18 protein-coding genes and 3 tRNA genes are annotated in these 22,539 nt (G+C 31.7%); 3 read left to right on the forward strand and 18 right to left on the reverse strand.

The genetic code is table 11. From position 1 onward, the window contains the following. Positions 1–129 precede the first annotated feature (129 nt). Complete coding sequence (locus GXM21_RS09455; RefSeq protein WP_008537182.1) at positions 130–1,797, forward strand: SulP family inorganic anion transporter; 1,668 nt, start codon at positions 130–132, stop codon at positions 1,795–1,797. Positions 1,798–1,826: 29 nt separating this feature from the next. Here GXM21_RS09455 and GXM21_RS09460 read toward each other — a convergent pair whose 3' ends face one another. The 14 genes from GXM21_RS09460 to GXM21_RS09525 all read right to left on the reverse strand — a co-directional run bounded on the left by GXM21_RS09460 (position 1,827) and on the right by GXM21_RS09525 (position 15,783). After that, positions 1,827–2,912: a 5-methylcytosine restriction system specificity protein McrC gene (locus tag GXM21_RS09460; protein ID WP_008537181.1), complete on the reverse strand. Its 1,086-nt coding sequence runs from the start codon at positions 2,910–2,912 to the stop codon at positions 1,827–1,829. Continuing rightward, a complete protein-coding gene (locus GXM21_RS09465) occupies positions 2,899–4,986 on the reverse strand; it encodes an AAA family ATPase (protein ID WP_211373391.1) in 2,088 nt (695 codons plus the stop codon). The genes GXM21_RS09460 and GXM21_RS09465 overlap by 14 nt, the downstream gene beginning before the upstream one ends. 108 nt (positions 4,987–5,094) lie before the next feature. Continuing rightward, complete coding sequence (locus tag GXM21_RS09470) at positions 5,095–6,279, reverse strand: pyridoxal phosphate-dependent aminotransferase (RefSeq protein ID WP_008537178.1); 1,185 nt, start codon at positions 6,277–6,279, stop codon at positions 5,095–5,097. Positions 6,280–6,297: 18 nt separating this feature from the next. Beyond that, positions 6,298–6,777 (reverse strand): siroheme decarboxylase subunit beta, encoded by a 480-nt coding sequence (gene ahbB / locus GXM21_RS09475; protein ID WP_008537177.1) that lies wholly within the window; start codon positions 6,775–6,777, stop codon positions 6,298–6,300. Positions 6,778–6,948: 171 nt separating this feature from the next. Then, the gene (ahbA, locus tag GXM21_RS09480; RefSeq protein ID WP_008537176.1) at positions 6,949–7,401 is read right to left on the reverse strand and encodes a siroheme decarboxylase subunit alpha; all 453 of its coding nucleotides are present in this window, start codon (positions 7,399–7,401) and stop codon (positions 6,949–6,951) included. 145 nt (positions 7,402–7,546) lie between these two features. Further along, complete coding sequence (gene yihA / locus GXM21_RS09485) at positions 7,547–8,215, reverse strand: ribosome biogenesis GTP-binding protein YihA/YsxC (RefSeq protein ID WP_008537175.1); 669 nt, start codon at positions 8,213–8,215, stop codon at positions 7,547–7,549. Continuing rightward, positions 8,216–10,528 (reverse strand): endopeptidase La, encoded by a 2,313-nt coding sequence (gene lon / locus GXM21_RS09490; protein WP_008537174.1) that lies wholly within the window; start codon positions 10,526–10,528, stop codon positions 8,216–8,218. Positions 10,529–10,652: 124 nt separating this feature from the next. Beyond that, on the reverse strand, positions 10,653–11,906 hold the full coding sequence (gene clpX, locus GXM21_RS09495; protein ID WP_008537173.1) for an ATP-dependent Clp protease ATP-binding subunit ClpX: 1,254 nt from the start codon (positions 11,904–11,906) through the stop codon (positions 10,653–10,655). Positions 11,907–11,950: 44 nt separating this feature from the next. Beyond that, the gene (gene clpP, locus GXM21_RS09500) at positions 11,951–12,547 is read right to left on the reverse strand and encodes an ATP-dependent Clp endopeptidase proteolytic subunit ClpP (RefSeq protein WP_008537172.1); all 597 of its coding nucleotides are present in this window, start codon (positions 12,545–12,547) and stop codon (positions 11,951–11,953) included. 41 nt (positions 12,548–12,588) lie between these two features. Beyond that, positions 12,589–13,881: a trigger factor gene (gene tig / locus GXM21_RS09505; protein ID WP_008537171.1), complete on the reverse strand. Its 1,293-nt coding sequence runs from the start codon at positions 13,879–13,881 to the stop codon at positions 12,589–12,591. Positions 13,882–14,062: 181 nt separating this feature from the next. Beyond that, positions 14,063–14,137: transfer RNA gene (locus GXM21_RS09510), tRNA-Gly, on the reverse strand. A 65-nt stretch (positions 14,138–14,202) separates the two neighbouring features. After that, the gene (locus GXM21_RS09515) at positions 14,203–15,507 is read right to left on the reverse strand and encodes an ArsB/NhaD family transporter (RefSeq protein ID WP_008537169.1); all 1,305 of its coding nucleotides are present in this window, start codon (positions 15,505–15,507) and stop codon (positions 14,203–14,205) included. Between the two features lie 120 nt (positions 15,508–15,627). Beyond that, a tRNA-Gly gene (locus tag GXM21_RS09520) sits at positions 15,628–15,702 on the reverse strand. Positions 15,703–15,708: 6 nt separating this feature from the next. After that, positions 15,709–15,783: transfer RNA gene (locus GXM21_RS09525), tRNA-Gly, on the reverse strand. A gap of 193 nt (positions 15,784–15,976) precedes the next feature. Here GXM21_RS09525 and GXM21_RS09530 point away from each other — a divergent pair. Beyond that, a complete protein-coding gene (locus GXM21_RS09530) occupies positions 15,977–17,290 on the forward strand; it encodes a hemolysin family protein (RefSeq protein WP_117464044.1) in 1,314 nt (437 codons plus the stop codon). A 60-nt stretch (positions 17,291–17,350) separates the two neighbouring features. Here the strand turns inward: GXM21_RS09530 and GXM21_RS09535 are convergent, their stop codons facing one another. From GXM21_RS09535 to GXM21_RS09550, 4 genes are all read right to left on the reverse strand, one after another. Next, positions 17,351–19,279 (reverse strand): alpha-amylase family protein, encoded by a 1,929-nt coding sequence (locus tag GXM21_RS09535; protein ID WP_008537167.1) that lies wholly within the window; start codon positions 19,277–19,279, stop codon positions 17,351–17,353. A gap of 138 nt (positions 19,280–19,417) precedes the next feature. After that, on the reverse strand, positions 19,418–20,233 hold the full coding sequence (locus GXM21_RS09540; RefSeq protein WP_008537166.1) for a MetQ/NlpA family ABC transporter substrate-binding protein: 816 nt from the start codon (positions 20,231–20,233) through the stop codon (positions 19,418–19,420). A gap of 29 nt (positions 20,234–20,262) precedes the next feature. After that, positions 20,263–20,916 carry a methionine ABC transporter permease gene (locus GXM21_RS09545; protein WP_008537165.1) on the reverse strand — a complete coding sequence of 218 codons (654 nt, stop codon included), beginning with the start codon at positions 20,914–20,916 and terminating at the stop codon, positions 20,263–20,265. Then, entirely contained in the window at positions 20,885–21,946 is a 1,062-nt protein-coding gene (locus GXM21_RS09550; RefSeq protein ID WP_008537164.1) for a methionine ABC transporter ATP-binding protein, read from the reverse strand. Before GXM21_RS09550 ends, GXM21_RS09545 begins: the two co-directional genes overlap by 32 nt. Positions 21,947–22,112: 166 nt before the next feature. On the opposite strand from GXM21_RS09550, the gene GXM21_RS09555 reads away from it, so the two are divergent. After that, positions 22,113–22,532: a nitrous oxide-stimulated promoter family protein gene (locus GXM21_RS09555; RefSeq protein WP_008537163.1), complete on the forward strand. Its 420-nt coding sequence runs from the start codon at positions 22,113–22,115 to the stop codon at positions 22,530–22,532. The last annotated feature ends 7 nt before the right edge of the window (positions 22,533–22,539 follow it).

The following is a 22,539-nucleotide window of genomic DNA, read 5'->3' on the forward strand; positions in this document are numbered from 1 at the left end:
AAAAAATTTATCACTTATATTTTATTTATAAAGGAGGTATTTTATCATCTAAGAAAAATTATAGCTATTACATATTTTTTAATCGTTTTTCACTTAACAATTTAATATTTAACTAAAGGAGAATTACTGTTGATTGCATTAAAAGAAGCTTATAACGCTGGTTTATTCAAATCTGAACATTTAGGAAAAAATATCTCCGCAGGTATCGTAGTCGGTATCGTGGCTATGCCTCTTGCTATGGCATTTGCTATCGCTAGTGGCGTATCTCCTGCACAAGGTATTTATACTGCTATTATTTCCGCATTTTTCGTTTCTATCTTTGGTGGCTCTCGTGTACAGATTGCAGGCCCTACAGGTGCATTTATCGTTTTACTCAGTGGCATTTTGATACAATATGGTCTAGCAGGCCTACAAATCGCCACTATCATGGCTGGTATTATTTTAGTTTTAATGTCTATCGCCAAACTCGGTGATGTCATTCGCTTTATTCCTGCTCCTGTTATCGTTGGCTTCACTGCTGGTATCGGTGTTACTATTTGGGTTGGTCAATGGCAATCCTTCTTTGGTTTCCCGCCAATTGCTCACGCTGAAATGTTCCATGAAAAACTTTATTTGATGATTTTATCTTTACCACAAAGTCATATGCCTACACTCATGATTAGTTTAATCAGCCTTGCTATTATCCTAATCATGCCAAAAATTCCACTTGCTAAAAAACTCCCAGCACCACTTTGGGCAATGGTTGTCGCTACTTGTATCCAATCTTATTATCAATTCCCTGGGGTTGCTACTATCGGCACTGCTTTTGGTGGTATTCCTCAAGGCTTACCAAGTCTTACACTTCCTGAAATATCTATTTCTGATGTATTTGCTTTGATTGGCCCAGCTTTTACTATTGCCATGCTCGGTGCTATTGAATCATTATTATCTGCCGTTGTTGCTGATGGTATGACAGGTCATCAACACAATTCTAACCAAGAATTATTCGGTCAAGGTCTTGCTAATATCGTTTGTCCTCTCTTTGGTGGTATCGCTGCTACTGGTGCTATCGCTCGTACTGCTACAAATATTCGTCAAGGTGGTACAAATCCACTTGCAGGCTTAGTTCACTGCGTATTTTTAGTATTAGTATTATTCTTCTTAGCTCCACTTGCTGCTAATATTCCACTTGCCTCTATGGCTGCGATTTTATTCGTCGTATCCTACAATATGAGTGATGTACCGAATTTTATTCGCCTTATCCGTGTTGCCCCTCGTGCAGACTCCCTTATTTTGCTCATCACATTCTTTTTGACTATCTTCACTGATTTAGTAGTTGCTGTAAACGTTGGTGTCGTACTTGCTATTTTACAGTTCATGCGTAAAATGGTATTTTCTGTTGATGTTCACGCTATCCACCATACAGAAATTGAACCACAGTTCCAAAAAGAATTAGAACATCACCCTGAAATGCTCGTTTATACTATCGAAGGGCCACTCTTTTTCGGTGCTGTAAGTGCCTTTGAACGTTCCCTTGCCCATATCGATAAAGATCCAAAATCTTTAATTTTACGCTTTGAAAGCGTGCCATTCGTAGATTTAAGTGGTCTTAAAATGCTCAATGAAATCGTTAAACATCTTCAAAAACGTGGCATTGAAGTATATCTTTGCGAAGCTAATCCACAAGTTCGCCGTCATATGTATCGTGCTGGATTATTCCGTACATTAGGTAGAAAACACCTCTGGCGTAAATTCTCTACAGCTCTTGAAAAATGTGAAGCTGATTTAGCCGAAAAAAATAAACACAAAGAAAAATAATATTATAAAAAGCTCTATAGATTTTTATTCTATAGAGCTTTTTTATCTTTAATTAAATTAACAATATCATCTAACTGTGCTTTTATCCTTGCAAAATCTTGATTTAAATTTAAAGTTTGTACATAAAATTCATTTCCAGCCATCATATATTTGTGTCTTATTTCCCCATCTTTGACAGTTTGAGCATACAATAATAATCCTTTTACATTACCTGTATTTATCTTATCTTTATTTTTTACATACGTAAAAATTTGATACAAATTATCTGAATGATGTTTTAAATGGCTATTTTGATATCTACTATGTTTTACTAAACTATATTGATAAAATTTAGTGTCAATAATCAATATTTTATTTGCATATGTCAACGTAATATCTGTTCTCATCCTAGGCAAAAAAGCTAATGCTTCATCATCACTATTCATACTATTTACGTTCCATCTAATAACCGCTGATTTTGCCTTCAATTCTGGATAATGCTTTTTATAATAATTAAGCACAAATTTTTCATATAAATTAGCCATATTTATATCATCAATAAAATTCCATAAATAATTATCGCCTTGTTTATCGCTTAATATATGTCTATCATATATCAAATAACAAATATTCATCAATAACTCATAAGACATATTATTTCTATGATAATAATTTTTTAATTGTTTCCATTTTATATTTACTAAATCTATATATTCTACCTTAGAAAAATACCGTAAATATTTTTTTATGATAATCTTATATTCTTCTTTGATTTTCGTATCTTTTAATAAAAGTATCATTGTTGCTTTTATAATTCTATTAAAAATATTATCATAACTAAGTTCATCAAATTGACAATAAATTTGTTTTTTCCCTGTATTTAATAGATTTAATGTTTTCTGTAATACAATTTTTCCTCGTACTACAAGCAATAAATCTTCTTTTTCTTGATAATCAGTATATAATCCCTTTTTTAATTGATAATTAACGCCTTTTATTAAAATGCTTGTCAACAAATCTTCTATATCCTCAAAATTCTCTACGGCTAAACAAGCATATTGTTTTTTATTCAAATCACAATAGACATAAGCAAGCATATAATATATGTTTTTAATCAAAATGTTATTTTGTTTCATTATCAAAAATACCTTCAAATTCATCTTGCCAATAACTTACTTTATCTAAATCATCAAAATAATATTCTCTCAATATAGGTAAAATTTCATAATATGCTATCTCTTTTAATAAATCTCTTGTACAAATATCTTTATTCAAATTACATAAATAACTGTGCCCTATACAAAAATCTTCACCTAAAGATATATCATCACTAATTTCATGATTCAATTTTATCAATAGATTTACTAATTTATTAAAATAATCATTTTCTAATTTCTTTTGATATTCTTTAAAGCTACCATCTTCAAATGCTGGCTTAATCTTAAAAAAGCTAAATCTTCTACGCAAAGCATAATCAACAACGGCTAGACTTTTATCTGCAGTATTCATCATGCCTATAATATATAAATTATTCGGTACAGCAAAATTTTTTCCATTATACGATAAAATTATTTCTTCATCTCGATAATTTGCTTCAATAAGCATCAATAATTCACCGAAAATCTTACTGATATTACCGCGATTAATTTCATCAATAATAAAGAAATAATCATTTTCTCTATCACTTTGAGCTATTTGACAAAAATTATAAAAAATACCTGTTTTCAATACAAAACCATTTTCACTTGGTCGATAACCCATTACAAAATCTTCATAAGCATAACTTTGATGAAATTGTACCATACGTATATATTTATCGTCTTTTTTTCCTAATAATGAATATACTAATCTTTTAGCCATAAAAGTTTTACCAACACCTGGTGCACCAGCTAAAATAATGTTTTTCTTTCGTTTTAATACATTCAATAAATTATTATAAAAATCTTCTTCAATAAATACTTCTTGTAAAAAATTTTCTTTAGTATATATTTTTACTTCATTATTTTCTTCATAATCTTCCTCATTTTCAATATCTATATCATATCTATTTGCCCAATAAGGATATGTTAAAAATTTATCATAATCTTGTTCTATATCATTAAAAGTAAAATCCAATAAAGCACCATAGACCCAATCATCATCTTTGCGTTCAACTTTATTTATTGTACCTCTATATTGTAAAAAAAACCATTTTTTAGGTTTTTCCCATGGTTTATCCCATTTTACTGATACTCGCCTTCCATCTTGTTTATTCTCTATTATCGTTCCTTTTGCTTTTAATTTCATTACAGCTACAGATTTATTATTTACATCAAATGGTAAATCTCTTTTTTGTGTATATGCAGATTTTATAACAATTTTATCGCCTACCTGCATACTCTTTACTTTATCTAAATATTTATTTTCATATCCATTCTCCCAATATCCATTTTTCACAAATTCATCAAAATAATCCACCCCTTCCATATTAGCTCCAACATACCAACATTTATCAACCTTAATCATTTCCTGCTTCTTTTCCTCATTAAAATTTTCTATAAAATAAGCTATATCCATAGTTAGTAAATTTAAATTTTCATCTTGATAACAATCTTTATTTAATCTATTTTTTGATAAATTAATTAATTCTTCATCTTCTTTTATTACAGACTTTATTTCATCATATAAGTTTATAGCTTCTTTAATATCACCTTTTTTTACTTTTTTGCTATATTTTAATTTTTCGGCACACAATTTAAATATAGAATACCTATATATATAATATTTATCAGGATATCTAAGAAACAAATATAAACTTATTATATTGAATGTCTGATAATGCGATTTATTTTTATTATGTTCATCTCTTAAAAATAAATTATCTGCTTTCGTTTTAAAATGATTCATTCTTTTATTTAAAGAAATATTTTCATCATATAAATATTCAAACATTGATTTTACTGTATCTTTATCCTTTTTTACAAACTCTAACAATACACTCTTTGGATAAAAATTATTACTACAAATTAAATTATTAGCTACTTTAGCAAAAGGCGTTTGAACATAATCTACTAAAGCTTTATTTAACATATTATAAAAGTCTACAGCTTCAATATCCCAATTTTTTTGAAATTTTGCTACTATATACCATTTATAAATCTCATCTTGATTTATTCTATCAAAATCTTCTTTATATTCTTCTATATAATATTTTAAAATCTCTCTATCCATAAAATACTATTTTTATACTCCTACTTTTTATTTCACAAACTTAAATTAATTAATAAAAAAGGTACTGCTGATATTTAAAACTCTATCAACAATACCTTTTATTTATTTTTATTTTTTATATTCTTCGGCTAACTTTTTAAATAAAGACAAAGATTTTTCAATTGTTTCTGTCTTTATGCAATAAGAAGCTCTGAAATGTCCTGGGCAACCAAAGTCACTACCTGGAACTAATAATAAATCATATTTTTGAGCGCGTTTACAGAAAGCATAATCATCTGGTTCTAAAGATTGAGGGAAAAGATAAAATGCTCCCTGTGGTTTTACGCATTTAAAACCAGCTTCGATAAGTCCATTGTAGAGTAATTTACCATTTTTTTCATAAGTGGACATATCGGACTCTTTACCTGCACAACGAGCAATTACTAATTGGAATAAAGATGGAGCATTTACGTGAGTCAATACTCTAGCAGCTCCAGCAATAGCGCCATAAACTTTGCCAAAGTCAGCTACTTCATCTGGTACTACGATATAACCGATACGTTCACCAGGAAGTGAGAAAGATTTACTATAAGAATAGCAAACAATAGTATTATCATAGTATTTTGGCAAATATGGTACATCTACACCATAAGCAATTTCACGATAAGGTTCATCAGAAATTAAGAAAATTGGGTGATTATATTCTTTTGATTTTGCATTCAAAACTTCTGCCAATTTTTTGATAGTTTCTTCACTATATACAACACCGCTAGGATTATTAGGTGAATTTACAATAATTGCTTTTGTTTTTGCAGTTATCATTTCTTCAAACTTATCAAATTGAATTTGAAAATCATCTATTTTGGCAGGAACTACTTTTAAACTAGCTCCTGTGGATTCTACAAAGCATTTATATTCAGGAAAATATGGAGCAAATGTGATGAATTCATCGCCTGCTTCACTTAACGCTTTAAAAGTAATTGTAATCGCACCAGCAGCACCGCCAGTAATAAATAAATTTTTACCAGCGAAATTAGTACCAAAACGGCGATTAATATCTTTAGCTAAAACTTCTCTAACTTCTGGATTACCCGGAGCTACAGTATAACCATGTACAGCACATGGATCCATTTCATTTAAAATATCAATGATAGCCTGTTTTACAAAATCAGGAGCAGGAACATTTGGATTACCTATGCTAAAATCATAGATATTTTCTTCTCCTACTTCTAACGCACGTTTGCGACCATATTCAAAAATAGTACGAATAGTAGATTTCTTTGTACCTAATTCATACATTTTTTCTGAAACCATTAAATCACCTTCCAAAAATTATTCATCTTCAGCTTCATCAAAGTATCGCATACTTGTTTTTTTCCATTCCTTCACAGAATAAAGCATAGTATATTGCTGAAGATTATTTTCTTTGGCCAATTTTTCTGCAATGACTTCACACTCTTGACGTGTATGAGCATGTATCATTGTATAAATATTATATGGCCAATCTGGGGTAGTATTTCTATCATAACAATGAGAAATAGATGGACATTGAGCTAATTTTTGTGCTATCTCATCTAATTTATCCACTGGCACTACCCATGCACAAAGAGCATTTGCACAAAATCCTGCTTCTACATGACGAAGTACAGCACCCATTTTACGAATTTTACCCTCTTCTTTATAAATTCGCAAACGATTTAATAATTCCTGCTCAGATATATTAAGTTTTTTTGCAAATTCTTTATAAGGTTCTTTTACAAGTGGAAATTCATCTTGCATAATTCTAATAATTTGTTTATCTAATAAATCCATTAGTCTGCCTTTCTTCAACAAAATCAAGTATTACAGCGTTTTTTCTATATATTTTTACTTTATACAAAAAAATTTTTATAAATTCAAATACAGTAAAAAATTTTTCTAAGTCATTAAATATATTTGTAACTTTGTTATTCTATCTATAAGCATAAATATACTAAAAATAAATCATTTTAATTTAAATTGTACATTTATCTTATATTTTTTATTAGATACTAAATTCATCAATTTTTCTACGCCTTCTTGAGCTTTGATTTCATCTAATATCTGTTTTCTCTTTTCCTCGCTATGTGTAAGCAATGTAAACCATAAATTATACTCGCCTTCACGCTCATAATTATGCGTAGCCCCTGGATAGCGATTTATAAATTCAGCCACTTGTTGCATATAGCCTTCTTTTACTTTTAAAGCCACAAGAGTTCCTTTATACTCTAATTTTCCCGAATCAAAAAATGGCCCTATACGGCGAATATAACCATGTTCTTTTAAATAACGTAAACGCTCTATTACATGGTCTTCAGTTGTCTCTAAAATCTTAGCCAATTCCAAAAATGGACGCTCACTGATTGGCAAGTTTCTTTGAATAATATTTAATAATGATTTATCAAAATTTGTAAGCATAATAATAATCCTCGTTTATCAAAATATCTGGTTTTTATTGTAACAAACTATAGATTATACAGTCAAGTAAATATGAATATCATTCATTTTTAAAATCTAAATTAAACAAAAAGTGCCTCTAACATATGTTAAAGGCACTTAATTATTAATCAACTAACATTTCATAAATTACATTTAAAAGCTCTGCTCTTCCCTGTTTTTTCGGTGAAGAATAAGGTAAAATATCTATTTCTTTCACACCTAAGGATTTGCGAATTTGAGCTATTTGTTTATTCACTGCTCCACGGCTTATTTTATCAGCTTTAGTCGCGATAATAAGCACAGGAATATTATTTTTTATGAGCCAATCAAACATTTCTTTATCTGATTTCATAGGCTCATGACGAATATCTATAAGTTGGCAAACAAATTGAAGATGCTCTGAATGTAAAAAGTATTCTTCGATAAATTTTGCCCATTGCTTGCGATTAGTTTGAGCTGTTTTTGCATAGCCATATCCTGGTAAATCGACTAAATGAAATAATTTATCCTTACCAGTTTCATTAAATCTAGCAGTTAATTCATAAAAATTAATTGTCTGCGTTTTCCCTGGCTGACCGCTGACACGTGCTAAATTATGCACACGTGTCAAAGAATTAATCAAAGAAGATTTACCCACATTAGAACGACCAATAAAAGCTATTTCTTTTAAACGTTCTTCTGGATATTGCGCTTTTTTTACAGCTGACGCAATATATTTAGCTCGGATAATATTTATTTTATCTTGAGCTTTTATTTTATTTGCATTATTTTCTTGTATATCTGTCTGTGTCATTTAATCCACCAACGCTACTTTTAAAACTTCATCTATAGTTTCTACAGGAATAAATTTCATCTTAGCTTTTACTTCTGGTGCAATTTCGTCTAAATCTCTTTCATTAGCTTTTGGCATGATTACAGTATAGATACCTTCACGATAAGCCGCCAAAGATTTTTCCTTCAATCCACCAATAGGTAATACTTTGCCACGAAGAGTGATTTCTCCTGTCATAGCCACATCAGCTCTTACTTTCTTACCTGTAAGTGCTGATACTATAGCTGTAGTCATAGTGATACCAGCAGATGGGCCATCTTTTGGTACTGCACCTTCTGGAAAATGTACATGAATGTCATTTTCTTCATAGAACTTTTCATCTATTTTTAATTTCTCAGAACGAGCGCGAATACATGTGAGTGCTGCTCTACCAGACTCTTTCATTACATCACCGAGTTGACCTGTGAGTAATAAATTTCCTTTTCCTTTTAAAACAGCTACTTCAACTGGCAAGATAACACCGCCGACTTCAGTCCATGCAAGACCAGTGCAAAGACCTACTTGGTTTTCTTTTTCAGCTTTAGTTTCTGTGTATTTTGCTTTACCTAAAAAATCAGTTATATTCTTCTTAGTGATGCGTACAGATTTTTTCTTTTCTGTAACTATTTTATAAGCAGCTTTGCGACAAGCTTTAGATAATTGACGTTCTAATTCACGTACACCAGCTTCACGAGTATAATCTTCGATGATTTTGCTGATTACTTCATCAGACATATTCACTTGAGATTTTTTAAGACCATTTGCTTTTTTTACTTTATCAAGTAAATGTTCTTTTGCTATATGCATTTTTTCTACTTCAGTATAGCTTGGAAGCATGATGATTTCCATACGGTCGCGAAGCGGACGAGGAATATTACCTAAATCATTTGCTGTGATTATCCACATTACTTTAGATAAATCAAATGCAAGCCCGATATAGTGGTCAGAGAATGTGCTGTTTTGTTCTGGGTCTAATACTTCTAAAAGAGCAGACACAGGGTCGCCACGATAATCTGACGCCATTTTATCCACTTCATCTAATAAGAATAATGGGTCTTTGCTACCTGCATTCTTTATACCTTCAATGATACGACCAGGCATAGCACCTACATAAGTACGACGATGACCTCTGATTTCAGCTTCATCACGTACACCACCTAAAGATGCTCTGACAAATTTACGTTTCAAAGCTTGTGCTATAGATGTTGCAATAGAAGTTTTACCAACACCAGGAGGGCCTACTAAACATACGATAGGCGCTTTTATATCTGGTGATAAAGCTTTTATAGATAAATATTCAATAATACGTTCTTTTACTTTTGTAAGTCCATAATGATGTTTATCTAAAGTTTTTTGTGCTTCTTTTACATCTATAGTTTCTTGATTTTCTATATCCCATGGTAAATCAAGTACCCATTCAATATAATTTTGAATTACTCCCATTTCTGGAGAAGCTGGATTTGTACGTTCTAAACGTTTTAATTCTTTTTCCAATGCTTCTGTTACATACTCTGGATAAGTATGTTCTTTCATTTTTTGGCGATATTCTTCAATAGCTTCTGCTATTTCATCATCTTCGCCCAATTCTTTATTGATAGCTTTTATCTGTTCACGCAAATAATATTCTTTTTGAATTTTATTCATTTGCTTGTTCACATCAAAAACTATTTTATTTTCAAGCTCCATAATTTCTACTTCTTGTAATAACAATTTATATAGAGCTTCTAATCTGCTTTTTAAATCAACAATACCCAAAATTTCTTGTTTATCTTGATATTTGCAATTTAAATGATTAGTAACTACATTGCATAAAATTCCGCCATCGTCCATAGCTACATTAACTGCAATCATGACTTCAGGTGGTATTTTATGACTTAGTTTTACCCAATCTTCAAATTTAGAAATACATGCTCTTATAAGTGCCTGAATTTCTTTAGTATCTGTTTTATCTTCTTCAATTTCTTCGACATCTACTTCAATGAATAGACCATCATCGCGAAAATCTAAAATACGAGCGCGATACAATCCTTCTATTTGCGCACGCATAATCCCATTATTGAGTTTAGTTACATGCTGTACTTGACATACTGTACCAATCTCATATACATCTTCACGTTTTGGGTCTTCTACTTCGACATCTTTTTGAACACTAAGCATAATCTGTCTGCCATGTGCCAAACATTCTTCTAGAGCCGCAACAGATTTATCACGACCTATATCAATATGTGCTCCATTATTTGGAAATAACACCATTCCTCTTAATGGTAAAAAGCTCAATGTACTTTTTTTCCCCACGAAAGAAATCCTCCTATGAGTATAAAATATTTATTATAAAAAAGAGTTGCTGCGGTTTTATTTAGCCTGGCAACAACTCTTTATTAATGGCATATTAATATCCTGTTACTTTGCTAAAAATAAGTTATTTTTTTACAGCTTTTTTATCAGCATAAGTGATTACAGGAGTTTTTTTCTTTTCAATAATCTCTTTAGTTATTTCACAAGAAACAGCACCCATTTTGGAAGGTATCTCAAACATTACATCACGCATAATACGTTCAATAATTGAGCGAAGTCCCCTAGCACCTGTCTTACGCTCCAAAGCTTCTTTGGCTATCAAATGTAAAGCTTCTTCATCGAAATGAAGTTTTACACCGTCCATTTCCAAAAGTTTGCCATATTGTTTTACTAAAGCATTCTTTGGTTTTACCAAAATATCCACTAGTGCATCTTCTGTCAAAGATTCTAAAGTAACTACTACAGGAACACGCCCTATAAATTCTGGAATTAAACCACATTTTAATAAATCTTCAGGTAAAACATTTTTCAAAATTTCACCTGTAGTTTGTTTGCGTTTACTTTTTATATCTGCACCAAAACCAAGACTTTTTTTGCCTAAACGTGCATCTATTATTTTTTCAATACCATCAAAAGCACCACCACAAATAAATAATATATTTGTAGTATCGATTTGTAACATACCTTCTTGATGAGGATGCTTTCTTCCACCTTGTGGTGGAACGCTAGCAATTGTACCTTCTAGGATTTTTAAAAGTGCCTGTTGCACTCCCTCACCAGAAACATCTCTTGTTATTGAAGGGTTCTCGGATTTACGAGCAATTTTATCAATTTCATCTATATAGATGATACCTTTTTGAGCTTGTTCAATATCATTATCAGCAGCTTGAATTAGTTTTAGTAGAATATTTTCTACGTCTTCACCAACATAGCCTGCTTCTGTAAGTGATGTTGCATCGGCTATAGCAAAAGGAACATTCAATATTTTAGCCAAGGTCTGTGCAAGTAAAGTCTTTCCACTACCAGTTGGTCCTAACATCAAAATATTAGATTTTTGTAATTCAACATCATCCTGCTTTGTAACTCTGTTTATACGTTTATAATGGTTATATACAGCTACAGAAAGAGATTTTTTTGCCTCATCTTGTCCTATTACATATTGATTTAATACATCATATATTTCTCTAGGTTTTGGCAACTCTCTAAGTTCAACAGGCTCATTATCATTAACTTCTTCTTCTACAATCTCATCGCAAAGCTTAACACATTCATCGCAGATATAGACTCCTGGTCCAGCCACGAGTTTTCGTACTTGTTCCTGAGTTTTTCCACAGAATGAACATTTCATTTTGCCTTTATTACCCTCACCGAAATTCAACAACATTCACCTCTTATCTACAGCTAATCATGATTGACTATTTATCACTTTTTTTCTTCTTGTGGACGAATAATAACTTCATCTATTAAACCATATTTCTTAGCTTCTAACGCTGACATAAAATTGTCACGTTCTGTATCTTCTGTAAGTTTTTTTACAGACTGACCAGTATGACGACTTAAGATTTCATTTAAAGTTTCACGAATACGCAAAATTTCACGAGCCTGAATTTGAATATCTGTTGATTGTCCCTGAGCTCCGCCAAGTGGTTGATGTATCATAATGCGAGAATATGGAAGTGCATATCTTTTGCCTTTTGCACCAGCAGCTAAAAGCACAGAGCCCATGCTAGCAGCTTGTCCAATACATATAGTTGATACATCTGGCTTAATATATTGCATAGTATCATAAATAGCTAGCCCGGCAGTAACAACACCGCCGGGACTATTAATATAAAGGTGAATATCTTTATCCGGGTCTTCAGATTCTAAGAATAGAAGTTGGGCTATTACCACGTTAGCTACATTATCATCAATAGGACCACCTAAAAAAATTATACGGTCTTTTAAAAGACGAGAATAAATATCATAGGCACGTTCTCCACGTCCTGACTGTTCAACTACCATAGGTACATAGTTCATATCATTCACCCCGGTCAAAAATATTACATTTAATTTTTTAATTAAGCTTCTACAGCACTGTCAATGATGAAGTTAGCAGCTTTTTTGTGAAGTACAGTAGCTACTAAGTTACCAATGCTGTGGTTCTTTTTAATGATTTTGCTTACTTCTTGTGGAGTTGTACCATAAGTTGCAGCAAGTAAAGCGATTTCAGCGTTGATATCAGCGTTTTCAACTTTGATATCTTCAGCTTTTGCAACAGCATCTAACATGAGGTCAGTTTTTACTGCGATTGCAGCACTTTCTTTGTACTGTTCACGAAGTTTTGCCATATCCATGTTAGCATATTTTAAGTAAGCATCAAGGTTCATACCTTGGTTTTCAAGATTTACGGAAAGTTCCTGAATCATGTTGCTTACACGGTTTTCAACCATAACTTCTGGAATATCTACAGTGATATTGTCAGTAGCCTGTTTTAAGATTTCGTTACGGCGTTTAGTATCTGCTTCACGCTGTGCATTTTTTTCAATGTTTTCACGAAGTTTTGCTTTCATGTCTTCGATGGATTCATAAGAAGTAGATGCTTTTACGAATTCATCAGTGAGTTCAGGCATTTCTTTATGTTTAATGCTGTTAATTTTGCAATGGAATACAGCAGCTTTACCAGCTAAATCTTTAGCATGATATTCTTCTGGGAATGTTACGTTAACGTCTTTTTCTTCGCCAACTTTAAGACCAACGAGTTGATCTTCAAAAGTATCGATGAAAGAATGAGAACCGATTTGAAGTGGGTAATCTTTACCTTCGCCGCCAGCAAATGCTACACCGTCAACTTCACCTTTGAAATCTAAAGTGATGAAATCATCGTTTGCAACAGTTGCACCTTCTTCAGCGTCAACCATTTTTGCATGGTGATTTAAGATATTTTTTACTTGTTCTTCAACTTGTTCGTCTTTTACTTCAACAGCGTCTTTAGCAACTTTTAATCCTTTGTATTCGCCAAGAGTAACTTCTGGAACAGGAGTAATAGTAGCTTTGAATACTACGTCTTTACCTTCTTCTAAAGTTACGATGTCAACCTGTGGACGGTCTACTGGATCTAAGTTTTCTTGTTTTAAAGCTTCATCAAAAGCTTTCTGTGCAACACGATCAAAAGCTTCATCTAAGATAGCTTCTTTACCGATGTTCATTTCAAGAATACGGCGAGGAGCTTTACCTTTTCTGAAACCAGGAATGTTTACACGATTTGCAAGGGATTTGCAAGCAGCTTTAATACCTTTATCAAGTTCTTCAGCTGGTACTTCAATTGTAAGTACTACCTTATGATTTTCAATCTTTTCTGTAGTAACGTTCATTGTAAAAAAAAACCTCCTGTTTAACTAGTAAACCAAAATTCTTATTGTATATGTTACTGTCATTCACCTTAATAGTCACAGTACACCTACTATACTAAATGAATGATATCACAATACTTTCATAAAAACAAGTCTAAGTACAAAAATACCCCAGTCTTATTGACTGGGGACCAATTTCTTATGGAGCGGAAAACGAGGCTCGAACTCGCGACCCTCACCTTGGCAAGGTGATGCTCTACCACTGAGCTACTTCCGCACTTGTCTTAACAACATGAACTATTATAAATGATAAAAAACAAAAAGTCAACACTTTTCATACTTTTAATTTATAAATTCAAACCAAATAATGCTTATAATGGATAATAATATCGTTAATGGAAAACCTATCTTTAAATATTGATTAGAAGTTACTTTTATCCCCTGCTTTTTGGCAATTTCAATAACAATCAAATTCGCAATAGAGCCAAAAACTGTCAAATTACCTGCAATTGTGGATAATAAAGCTAAAGCCTGCCATAAGATTTGTTCATCTACAGGAATGTAATATCTTAAAAGTAATACTGCTGGTACATTACTTACTATATTAGAAAGCACTATTGCCATCACTGAAAACAGTGGTATTTCTTTCATATATTCTGGTGGTAAAAAACTATTTATTAAATCAAGTAAACCACTTTTTTCTACGCCAGCAATGATGATAAACAAGCCAATGAACATAATTAATAAGTTAAAATCTATATCTTCATAAACACGTTCTGGTTTTATACGAGCATTAATCAATAAAAATGCTGCCCCAAAACTTGCTGTCAATGATAAATCGAAACCAACTAAATAAAAAACAATGACAAGTGCTAATACAATTATTGTTTTACTCAATAAATATTTATGAATGATGCTATTGTTATCACTCTTATATTCAAAGCTCACTGACAAATCATTTTTATATTTAAATGATATTGCTAAATAAAGCATGATTAAGCCTAAAAAAGATATTGGAGCTGCTGATAAGAAATATTCTCCAGCAGGAACTTGAGATAAACTACCTATTAATACATTTTGGGGATTACCAATAAATGTACAAGCACTACCAATATTTGAAGCCATTGCAACCGCGAGCAAATAAGGAATAGGATTTACCTTTACTTTCAAACATATCATGATAACTACAGGTGTAAATAATAAACAAACTATATCATTAATTACAATAGAAGATAAAATTCCTGACATAAAAATTACTGCTAATAATAAAGTTTTTCCTGTATGAATATGAGTGAATACTACTTTGCCTATATATGTAAAAAATCCTGCTAATTTTAAATTGCTCACAACTACCATCAATGAAAATAATACCACAATAGTTTTAGCATCAATTGCTTGGACGGCTTCTTCAAGGGACAAAATACCAAAAGCTGTCATTAACGACGCACCAATAATAGACATACCTGCTCTATCTACCCTAAATACTGGGCTTTTGCCTAAGGTAAATACAATCAAAGTAGCTAATAATATAAGTCCTGCCACTAATTCTTGAGCATCATGCATATTACTCAATCCACCTATGGTGAATATTACCAATACCATGACCAAAATAAATCCTACAATAAATTCTTGCATAAATGGTTTCATTTTATCACCTACTTAAATTAATAATTAACAATTTATTTTAACAAAAATAATAAGCTGTATCTTATTTTATTTATCATTATAACAAAAAAACCCAGTATTGCTACTGGGATATTTATTAAATGGAGCGGAAAACGAGGCTCGAACTCGCGACCCTCACCTTGGCAAGGTGATGCTCTACCACTGAGCTACTTCCGCATGATATGGAGCGGGAAACGAGGCTCGAACTCGCGACCCTCACCTTGGCAAGGTGATGCTCTACCACTGAGCTACTCCCGCATTGTCTTGTTGCTTTAGTAAATGTATAAGCAACGTTAATTATTATATATTAACTTATATTAGATTGTCAACACTTTTTTTGAAAAATTTTTGTAAGTTTTTTATAATATTTGTAAAAATTATTGGTAAAATAGCATTTATCAGTTATAAGTGGTATAATATAGTATATTTTTAAATAAGGAAGTGTTGATATTTGGATATTCCCGAGACGGATTTATTTATTGGATTAATTTTTATATTAATTTTAATAAATGCTTTATTTATTCTCACTGAAGTGGCTATTGCTGATTCTCATAAAAATCAATTAGAAAAAATGCTTGATGAAGGTAAAAAGAAAGCTTCTGAAGCCTTAAAAGTAATTGATAAACCTACTACTTATTTAATTGCTGTGCAAATAGGTAATGTTTCTTGCAATATTTTAATAGGTTTATTGACTGGCATTTCACTTGCACCATTTTTCATTCATGCTTTACAAGCGATTTTTCCTGATTGCGATAATTATATAGAGCCTATTTCTCTAATCATCAGTACTTTTATCATCATATTATTATGTTCTATTTTAAGTACAACCCTACCTCGCAATATAGCCCTTACAAAACCTGAGTATTATTTACTAACTCTACTTACACCATTAAAAATATGGAAAAAACTTTTATCTCCATTCATTAGTCTATTTACTTCTATAGCTAATACTTTATTATTGATTTTTGGCATCAATCCTCAAAACAATGATAGTGTTACTGAAGATGAAGTAAAAGACTTAATCGAAAAAGGTACAGAAGATGGTACTTTTGAAAAAGCTGAACAAGATATTGTTGACCGTATTTTCCATATGAGTGACCAAACAGCTTATTCTCTAATGACACCACGTACACAAATGATGTGGATTGACCTTGAAGATAGCTTAGAGGTAAATTTAAAATTTATTCAAGAACATAATCAAAATGTTTTTCTTGTAGGTAAAGATAATCTTGATGAATTTGTAGGGATTGTTTATGCTAAAGATATTTTAAATGAATTATTAGCTAATAAACCTCTTGATTTAGAAAAACTCATGCATAAGCCAATGTTTGTGCCTCGTGCAATGGAAAGCTTTCGTGTTCTTGAAAAATTCCGTGAAAGTGAAATAAATGAAGCTGTAGTACTTGACGAATACGGCGGTGTTGTAGGTTTTATCACTATCTTTGACATCATCAATGAAGTCTTAGGTGATATAACTGGTAAACCTGTTGCTAATTCTCCTCAAATCATTCAACGAGATGAACATTCTTGGTATATTGATGGACTTTTTGATATTGACGATTTCAAAGAAAAATTCGATATCGAAGTATTGCCAAATGAAGACAGTGGACATTTCCAAACTATGGGTGGCTTTATTACTTCCTATTTTGGTTACATTCCTAAAGTCGGTGAAAAAATCATCTGGCATAAATTCCGTTTTGAAATCATCAGTATGGATAAAGCCCGCATTGACCGCATCTTAGTTACACAGATAAATAAAAAATAATAAAAAGGCGTTAACCTAAAATTTAGAGTTAACGCCTTTTTTATTTATGATGGTTTTATATTATGCTTTTTTACTTCTCCAGAGCCATAAAATACCATGTCCTAGTAATTTTAATCCTGATGCTTTGAAATCTTTCTGTTTTGTCAATAATTCTTTATATAAGCCATCTTGTTCGTCAATCCATGCCATTTCTTCATACTCACTGAAATTATAAATACCAATGAATTTTTCATTTTCTGTTTCACGAACTAAAGCAACTGTGGATTTATTCCATGTATTTAAAGTATAGATATTGGCATCAGTGGAGAATACATCATATTGTAAACGTATTTTTTCCATTTTGCTAATACCTTGATATACTTTCGCCTGAATAGCATTATCTATTTTACGACGACCAGCTTTACGCCAATTAAATGCTCCACGATGAATATAACGAGAATCAGCTTGTTTATATTTATCGTTTTTATATTCCCAATCATTATATTGAGCTATTTCATCACCGCTATAAATAACAGGTATGCCAGATAAGCTCAATAAGAAGCCATGCAACATTAAGTCTAAATCAATAGCTGACTGAATACCATCTTTATCTTTTTGTTTATCATAGTATTCTATACCACATAAAGAAGCTGTAGTACCACAAAGACGAGCATCACCTAATGATTCATCATCATTATATAATTCGCCACAGCTGAAAGAATTTGGATATTTTCCAGTGAAGAAGTCATTTAAATATTTTTTATGCGCAACTTCTTCTATTCCCTGATATCTCAAGAAACCATAATCTAAGCCCCAACCGATATCATCATGACAACGTAAATAATTCTGGAAAATATATTGTTTTGGTAAAGAAGCTAAAATATCAAGTTGATGTTTTAATAAGCTTACATCTCTAGTAGCTACTGTATGCCATGTTGTTGCCATAGTAGTTACATTATAGAGCATATGACATTCTGGTTTTTCAATTGTACCAAAGTATGGAACTACTTTTTCAGGTGCCATTACTACTTCACCCAATAACAATACAGATGGGCAAACAATTTCTGTAATCATACGCATCATACGTACTAAAGTATGAACCTGCGGTAAATTACGGCAATTTGTACCTAATTGTTTCCAAATATATGGCACAGCATCTAAGCGAATGATATCTACACCTTGATTTGCTAAATATAACATATTGTATACCATTTCATTGAAAACTATAGGATTGCGATAATCTAAATCCCATTGATATGGATAGAAAGTAGTCATTACAAATTTATGAATATCTTCTAAATAAGTGAAATTGCCTGGTGCTGTTGTAGGGAATACCTGTGGGCATTTTTCTTCAAATAATCTTGGCATATCATAATTATCAAAGAAGAAATATCTATCTTGATATTCTTGTTCACCAGCTCTTGCTTTTTTTGCCCATTCATGTTGATTAGAAGTATGGTTCATTACAAAGTCTAAGCAAATACTTATTTTATTGCGATGACATTTTTTAGCTAATTTACGCAAATCTTCCATAGTTCCTAATTCTTCTTGAACATTGCGGAAATCTGCTACAGCATAACCGCCATCACCTTCATCTTTTGGAGATGTCAACAAAGGCATTAAATGGATATAATTTACATTGCTTTCTTGTAAATAAGGTATTCTTTTTTCAAAGCCTTTTAAAGTGCCAGAGAAATTATTTACATACATCATCATGCCGATGAAGTCATTGCCTTTATACCAATTAGTATTTTTTTCACGTGCAATATCTAATTCCTTTAAATAAGCTTCCCTTTGCTCATAAAAGTCTTTTAAGTTTTTAATTAAATCATCAAAATAATTTAAAGGATTTGGTTGTTGCTGATACAATTCACAATAAAGCCATTTTAATTCATCATAATGTTTATGTAATCTAGCTTCAAACATATCTTCTTTTTTCACTACTGATACTTTTACAGCTTTTTTTACATCTTTATTTACAGCATTCTTTTTATTTTTCTTGCTCTTCATATATAAATCCCTCCATTGACATTTAAAAGAAAAATATCATATTTATTATTTAGATATTTATAATTTTTATTCCTGCTAAAAAAAGAAGATATCCACAATAATTTATTATCTATTGTAGATATCTTCATTCTTTTAAACTTATTCAAAAGCAGGAACTACTGCACCTTTATATTTTTCTTCAATGAATTTTTTAACTGCTTCAGATTTTAAAGCTTTCATTAATTTTTGGATAGCAGGTTTTTCCTGATCTCCTTCTCTAACAGCTACAATATTTACATATGGAGATGTACTATCTTCGATAATCAAAGCATCGCTAGCTGGTACAAAGCCTGCTTGCATTGCATAGTTTGTATTAATTACCGCAGCATCTACATCATCTAAAACACGTGGAAGCTGAGCTGCTTCAACTTCTTGGAATTGAATATTTTTGGGATTAGCTACAACATCTTGTACAGTTGCTTTGATATCGTTATTATCTTTTAAAGTAATAATACCAGCTTTTGCCATTAAAATTAAAGCACGACCACCATTTGTAGGGTCATTAGGAATAGCTACTAAAGCGCCATCTTTTAATTCATCAAGAGCTTTTACTTTTTTAGAATAAATTCCCATAGGTTCGATATGAACACCGCCAGCACTTACAAGCTTTACACTATGTTCTGCTGCGAATTCATCTAAATAAGGCTGATGTTGGAAAAAGTTTGCATCTAATTCACCATCATTTAAAGCTAAGTTTGGTTGTACATAATCATTGAATTCAATAATCTGTAAGTCAACACCTTCTTTTGCTAACTCTGGTTTAATCTGTTCTAAGATTTCTGCATGAGGAACAGCTGTTGCTCCTACTTTTAGCACAGTTTTTTCACTAGATGCAGTATCTGTACTAGAACCACAACCAGCTAAAGCCACTACTGCAAAAAGTGCAGTAGCAATTACTGCTAGCAATTTTTTCATCAAAATTCCTCCTTAATACATAAATAAAATTATTTTTTATTCAATTTTTTAGCTAACATATTACCTAAAAATTGAATTACTTGAACTAATACTATAAGTACAATAACTGTAGCCAACATTACTTCTGGATTAAAACGCTGATAACCATAGCGAATAGCCAAATCACCTAAGCCACCGCCACCTACAGCACCAGCCATAGCAGATTCACCAATCAACACAATAATAACTGTTGTCAACTGTGCCACAATACTTGGCATAGCTTCTGGAAGTAATACACGTCTAATAATCTGATAAGGAGTAGCTCCCATAGATAAAGCAGCCTCTATCAAGCCATAAGGCACCTCACGAAGTGAAGTTTCCACTAGGCGAGCAATAAGAGGTATAGAAGCTATAATAAGCGGTACAATAGCCGCTGTAGTACCTATAGAAGAGCCTACTATCAATCTTGTAAAAGGAATAATTGCCACCATTAAAATAATAAATGGAATAGAACGTACACAGTTTACAATAGCTGATAATGTTTTATTAGCTATACCTAATTCTAAAACTTGATTTTTACCAGTAGCCAATAATAATACACCAAGAGGAATACCAATAGCAGAAGCAACAATCATAGATACAGCTACCATATATACAGTTTCACCTAATGCCTTAGGCAGTAGCATGAGTGCGTCGCTGAACATATCCTATCACCTCCACTTTTAAATCTTGTTCCATTAGAGATTTTATCGCATCTTTAATCTGATCTTCTTTTCCATCTAAGCCGATTATCATTCTACCAAATTGTACCATTTGAATTTGAGATAAATCTCCAAATAAAATACTTATATCCAATTCAGGGAATTTACGAATAAGACCTGCAATTACTGGATTGTCTGCAGACTCGCCAATAAAAGTCAAACGAAGTAACATAGTTGCATCTTTTATATATTCTTTATGCACTTTGCCATTGCGATAAGCAGCTGGAAGTTCATTGCTACTAAGTACGCTCATAAATTCCTTAGTAATAGGTTCTTTAGGATTAGTAAATATTTCTAATACTGTACCATTTTCTGCAATTACACCATGGTCTAATACAGCAACTTTATCGCAAAGGTCTTTGATAACTTGCATTTCATGAGTAATTACTACTACTGTTAATTGTAATTTCTTATTTATATCTCTAATTAATTCTAAAATAGCTTTTGTTGTCTGAGGGTCAAGAGCTGATGTCGCTTCATCACATAATAATACTTTTGTATCATTAGCTAAAGCTCTAGCTATACCTACACGCTGCTTTTGACCACCTGATAATTGAGATGGATATTGATGAGCTTTATTTTCAAGACCAACCAATTTTAATAATGGTTCTACTTTAGCCTTGATTTCTTCTTTAGATTTTCCTGCTAATTTTAAAGGAAAAGCAATATTATCGTATACTGTAGAAGTAGACAATAAATTAAAATGTTGGAAAATCATGCCGATATCTTTTCTCGCTTCACGAAGCTGAGATTCTGTCATTGTTGTCAAATCTTTACCATTGACGATGACGTTACCAGAAGTCGGTCTTTCTAGCATATTTATGCAACGAACTAATGTAGATTTACCAGCACCACTTAGACCGATAATCCCATAAATTTCTCCACGCTTAATTTCTAAATTAATATCTTTTAACGCATGAACTGAACCATTTGGGGTATCGTAAGTCTTTACAATATTTTTTAACTTTATCATATCAATTATACACTCCAAATAATACCTTAATCTTATTAACAATGACACTATCATAAAAATTAAACCTTGTCAAACTATTATGCTATTTCTTGACATAAATTATAATAAACCGTAAAATTAAATAAGTACTTATAAATCAATAATTATATAATCAAGGGAGACTGCTATGGGAATTTTTTCAAGATTTTTACCAAAACGTAAACCGGTTGAAATAAAAAACAATGTTCCTAAGGAAAAAGAAGAAATCCGTAAAACATTTGGTGTTTATTGTCACAGCCATCATAATACATCTGGAAGTAAACTTTGTCCAAAATGTACAGCTTTACTCACTACTGTAATGACGAAAATCAGTAGATGTCCATATGGTATTACTAAACCAATTTGCGAACGTTGTGACCGTCCTTGTTTTGGCACTAAACAAACAAAAGAATTTCGCTCTATCATGCAAAGCACTCAGAAAAAAATGTTTTTACGCCATCCAATATTAGCGTTTAAACATAAAATGAAAAGCTGGGGCGTAGATTACGCAAAACATGAACAAGAGAAAAAACAAGCTGCAAAAGCTAAAGCTCGTTCCAAAAAATAATATTTTC

This window comes from Megamonas funiformis, assembly GCF_010669225.1.
Taxonomy (GTDB): Bacteria; Bacillota; Negativicutes; order Selenomonadales; family Selenomonadaceae; genus Megamonas; species Megamonas funiformis.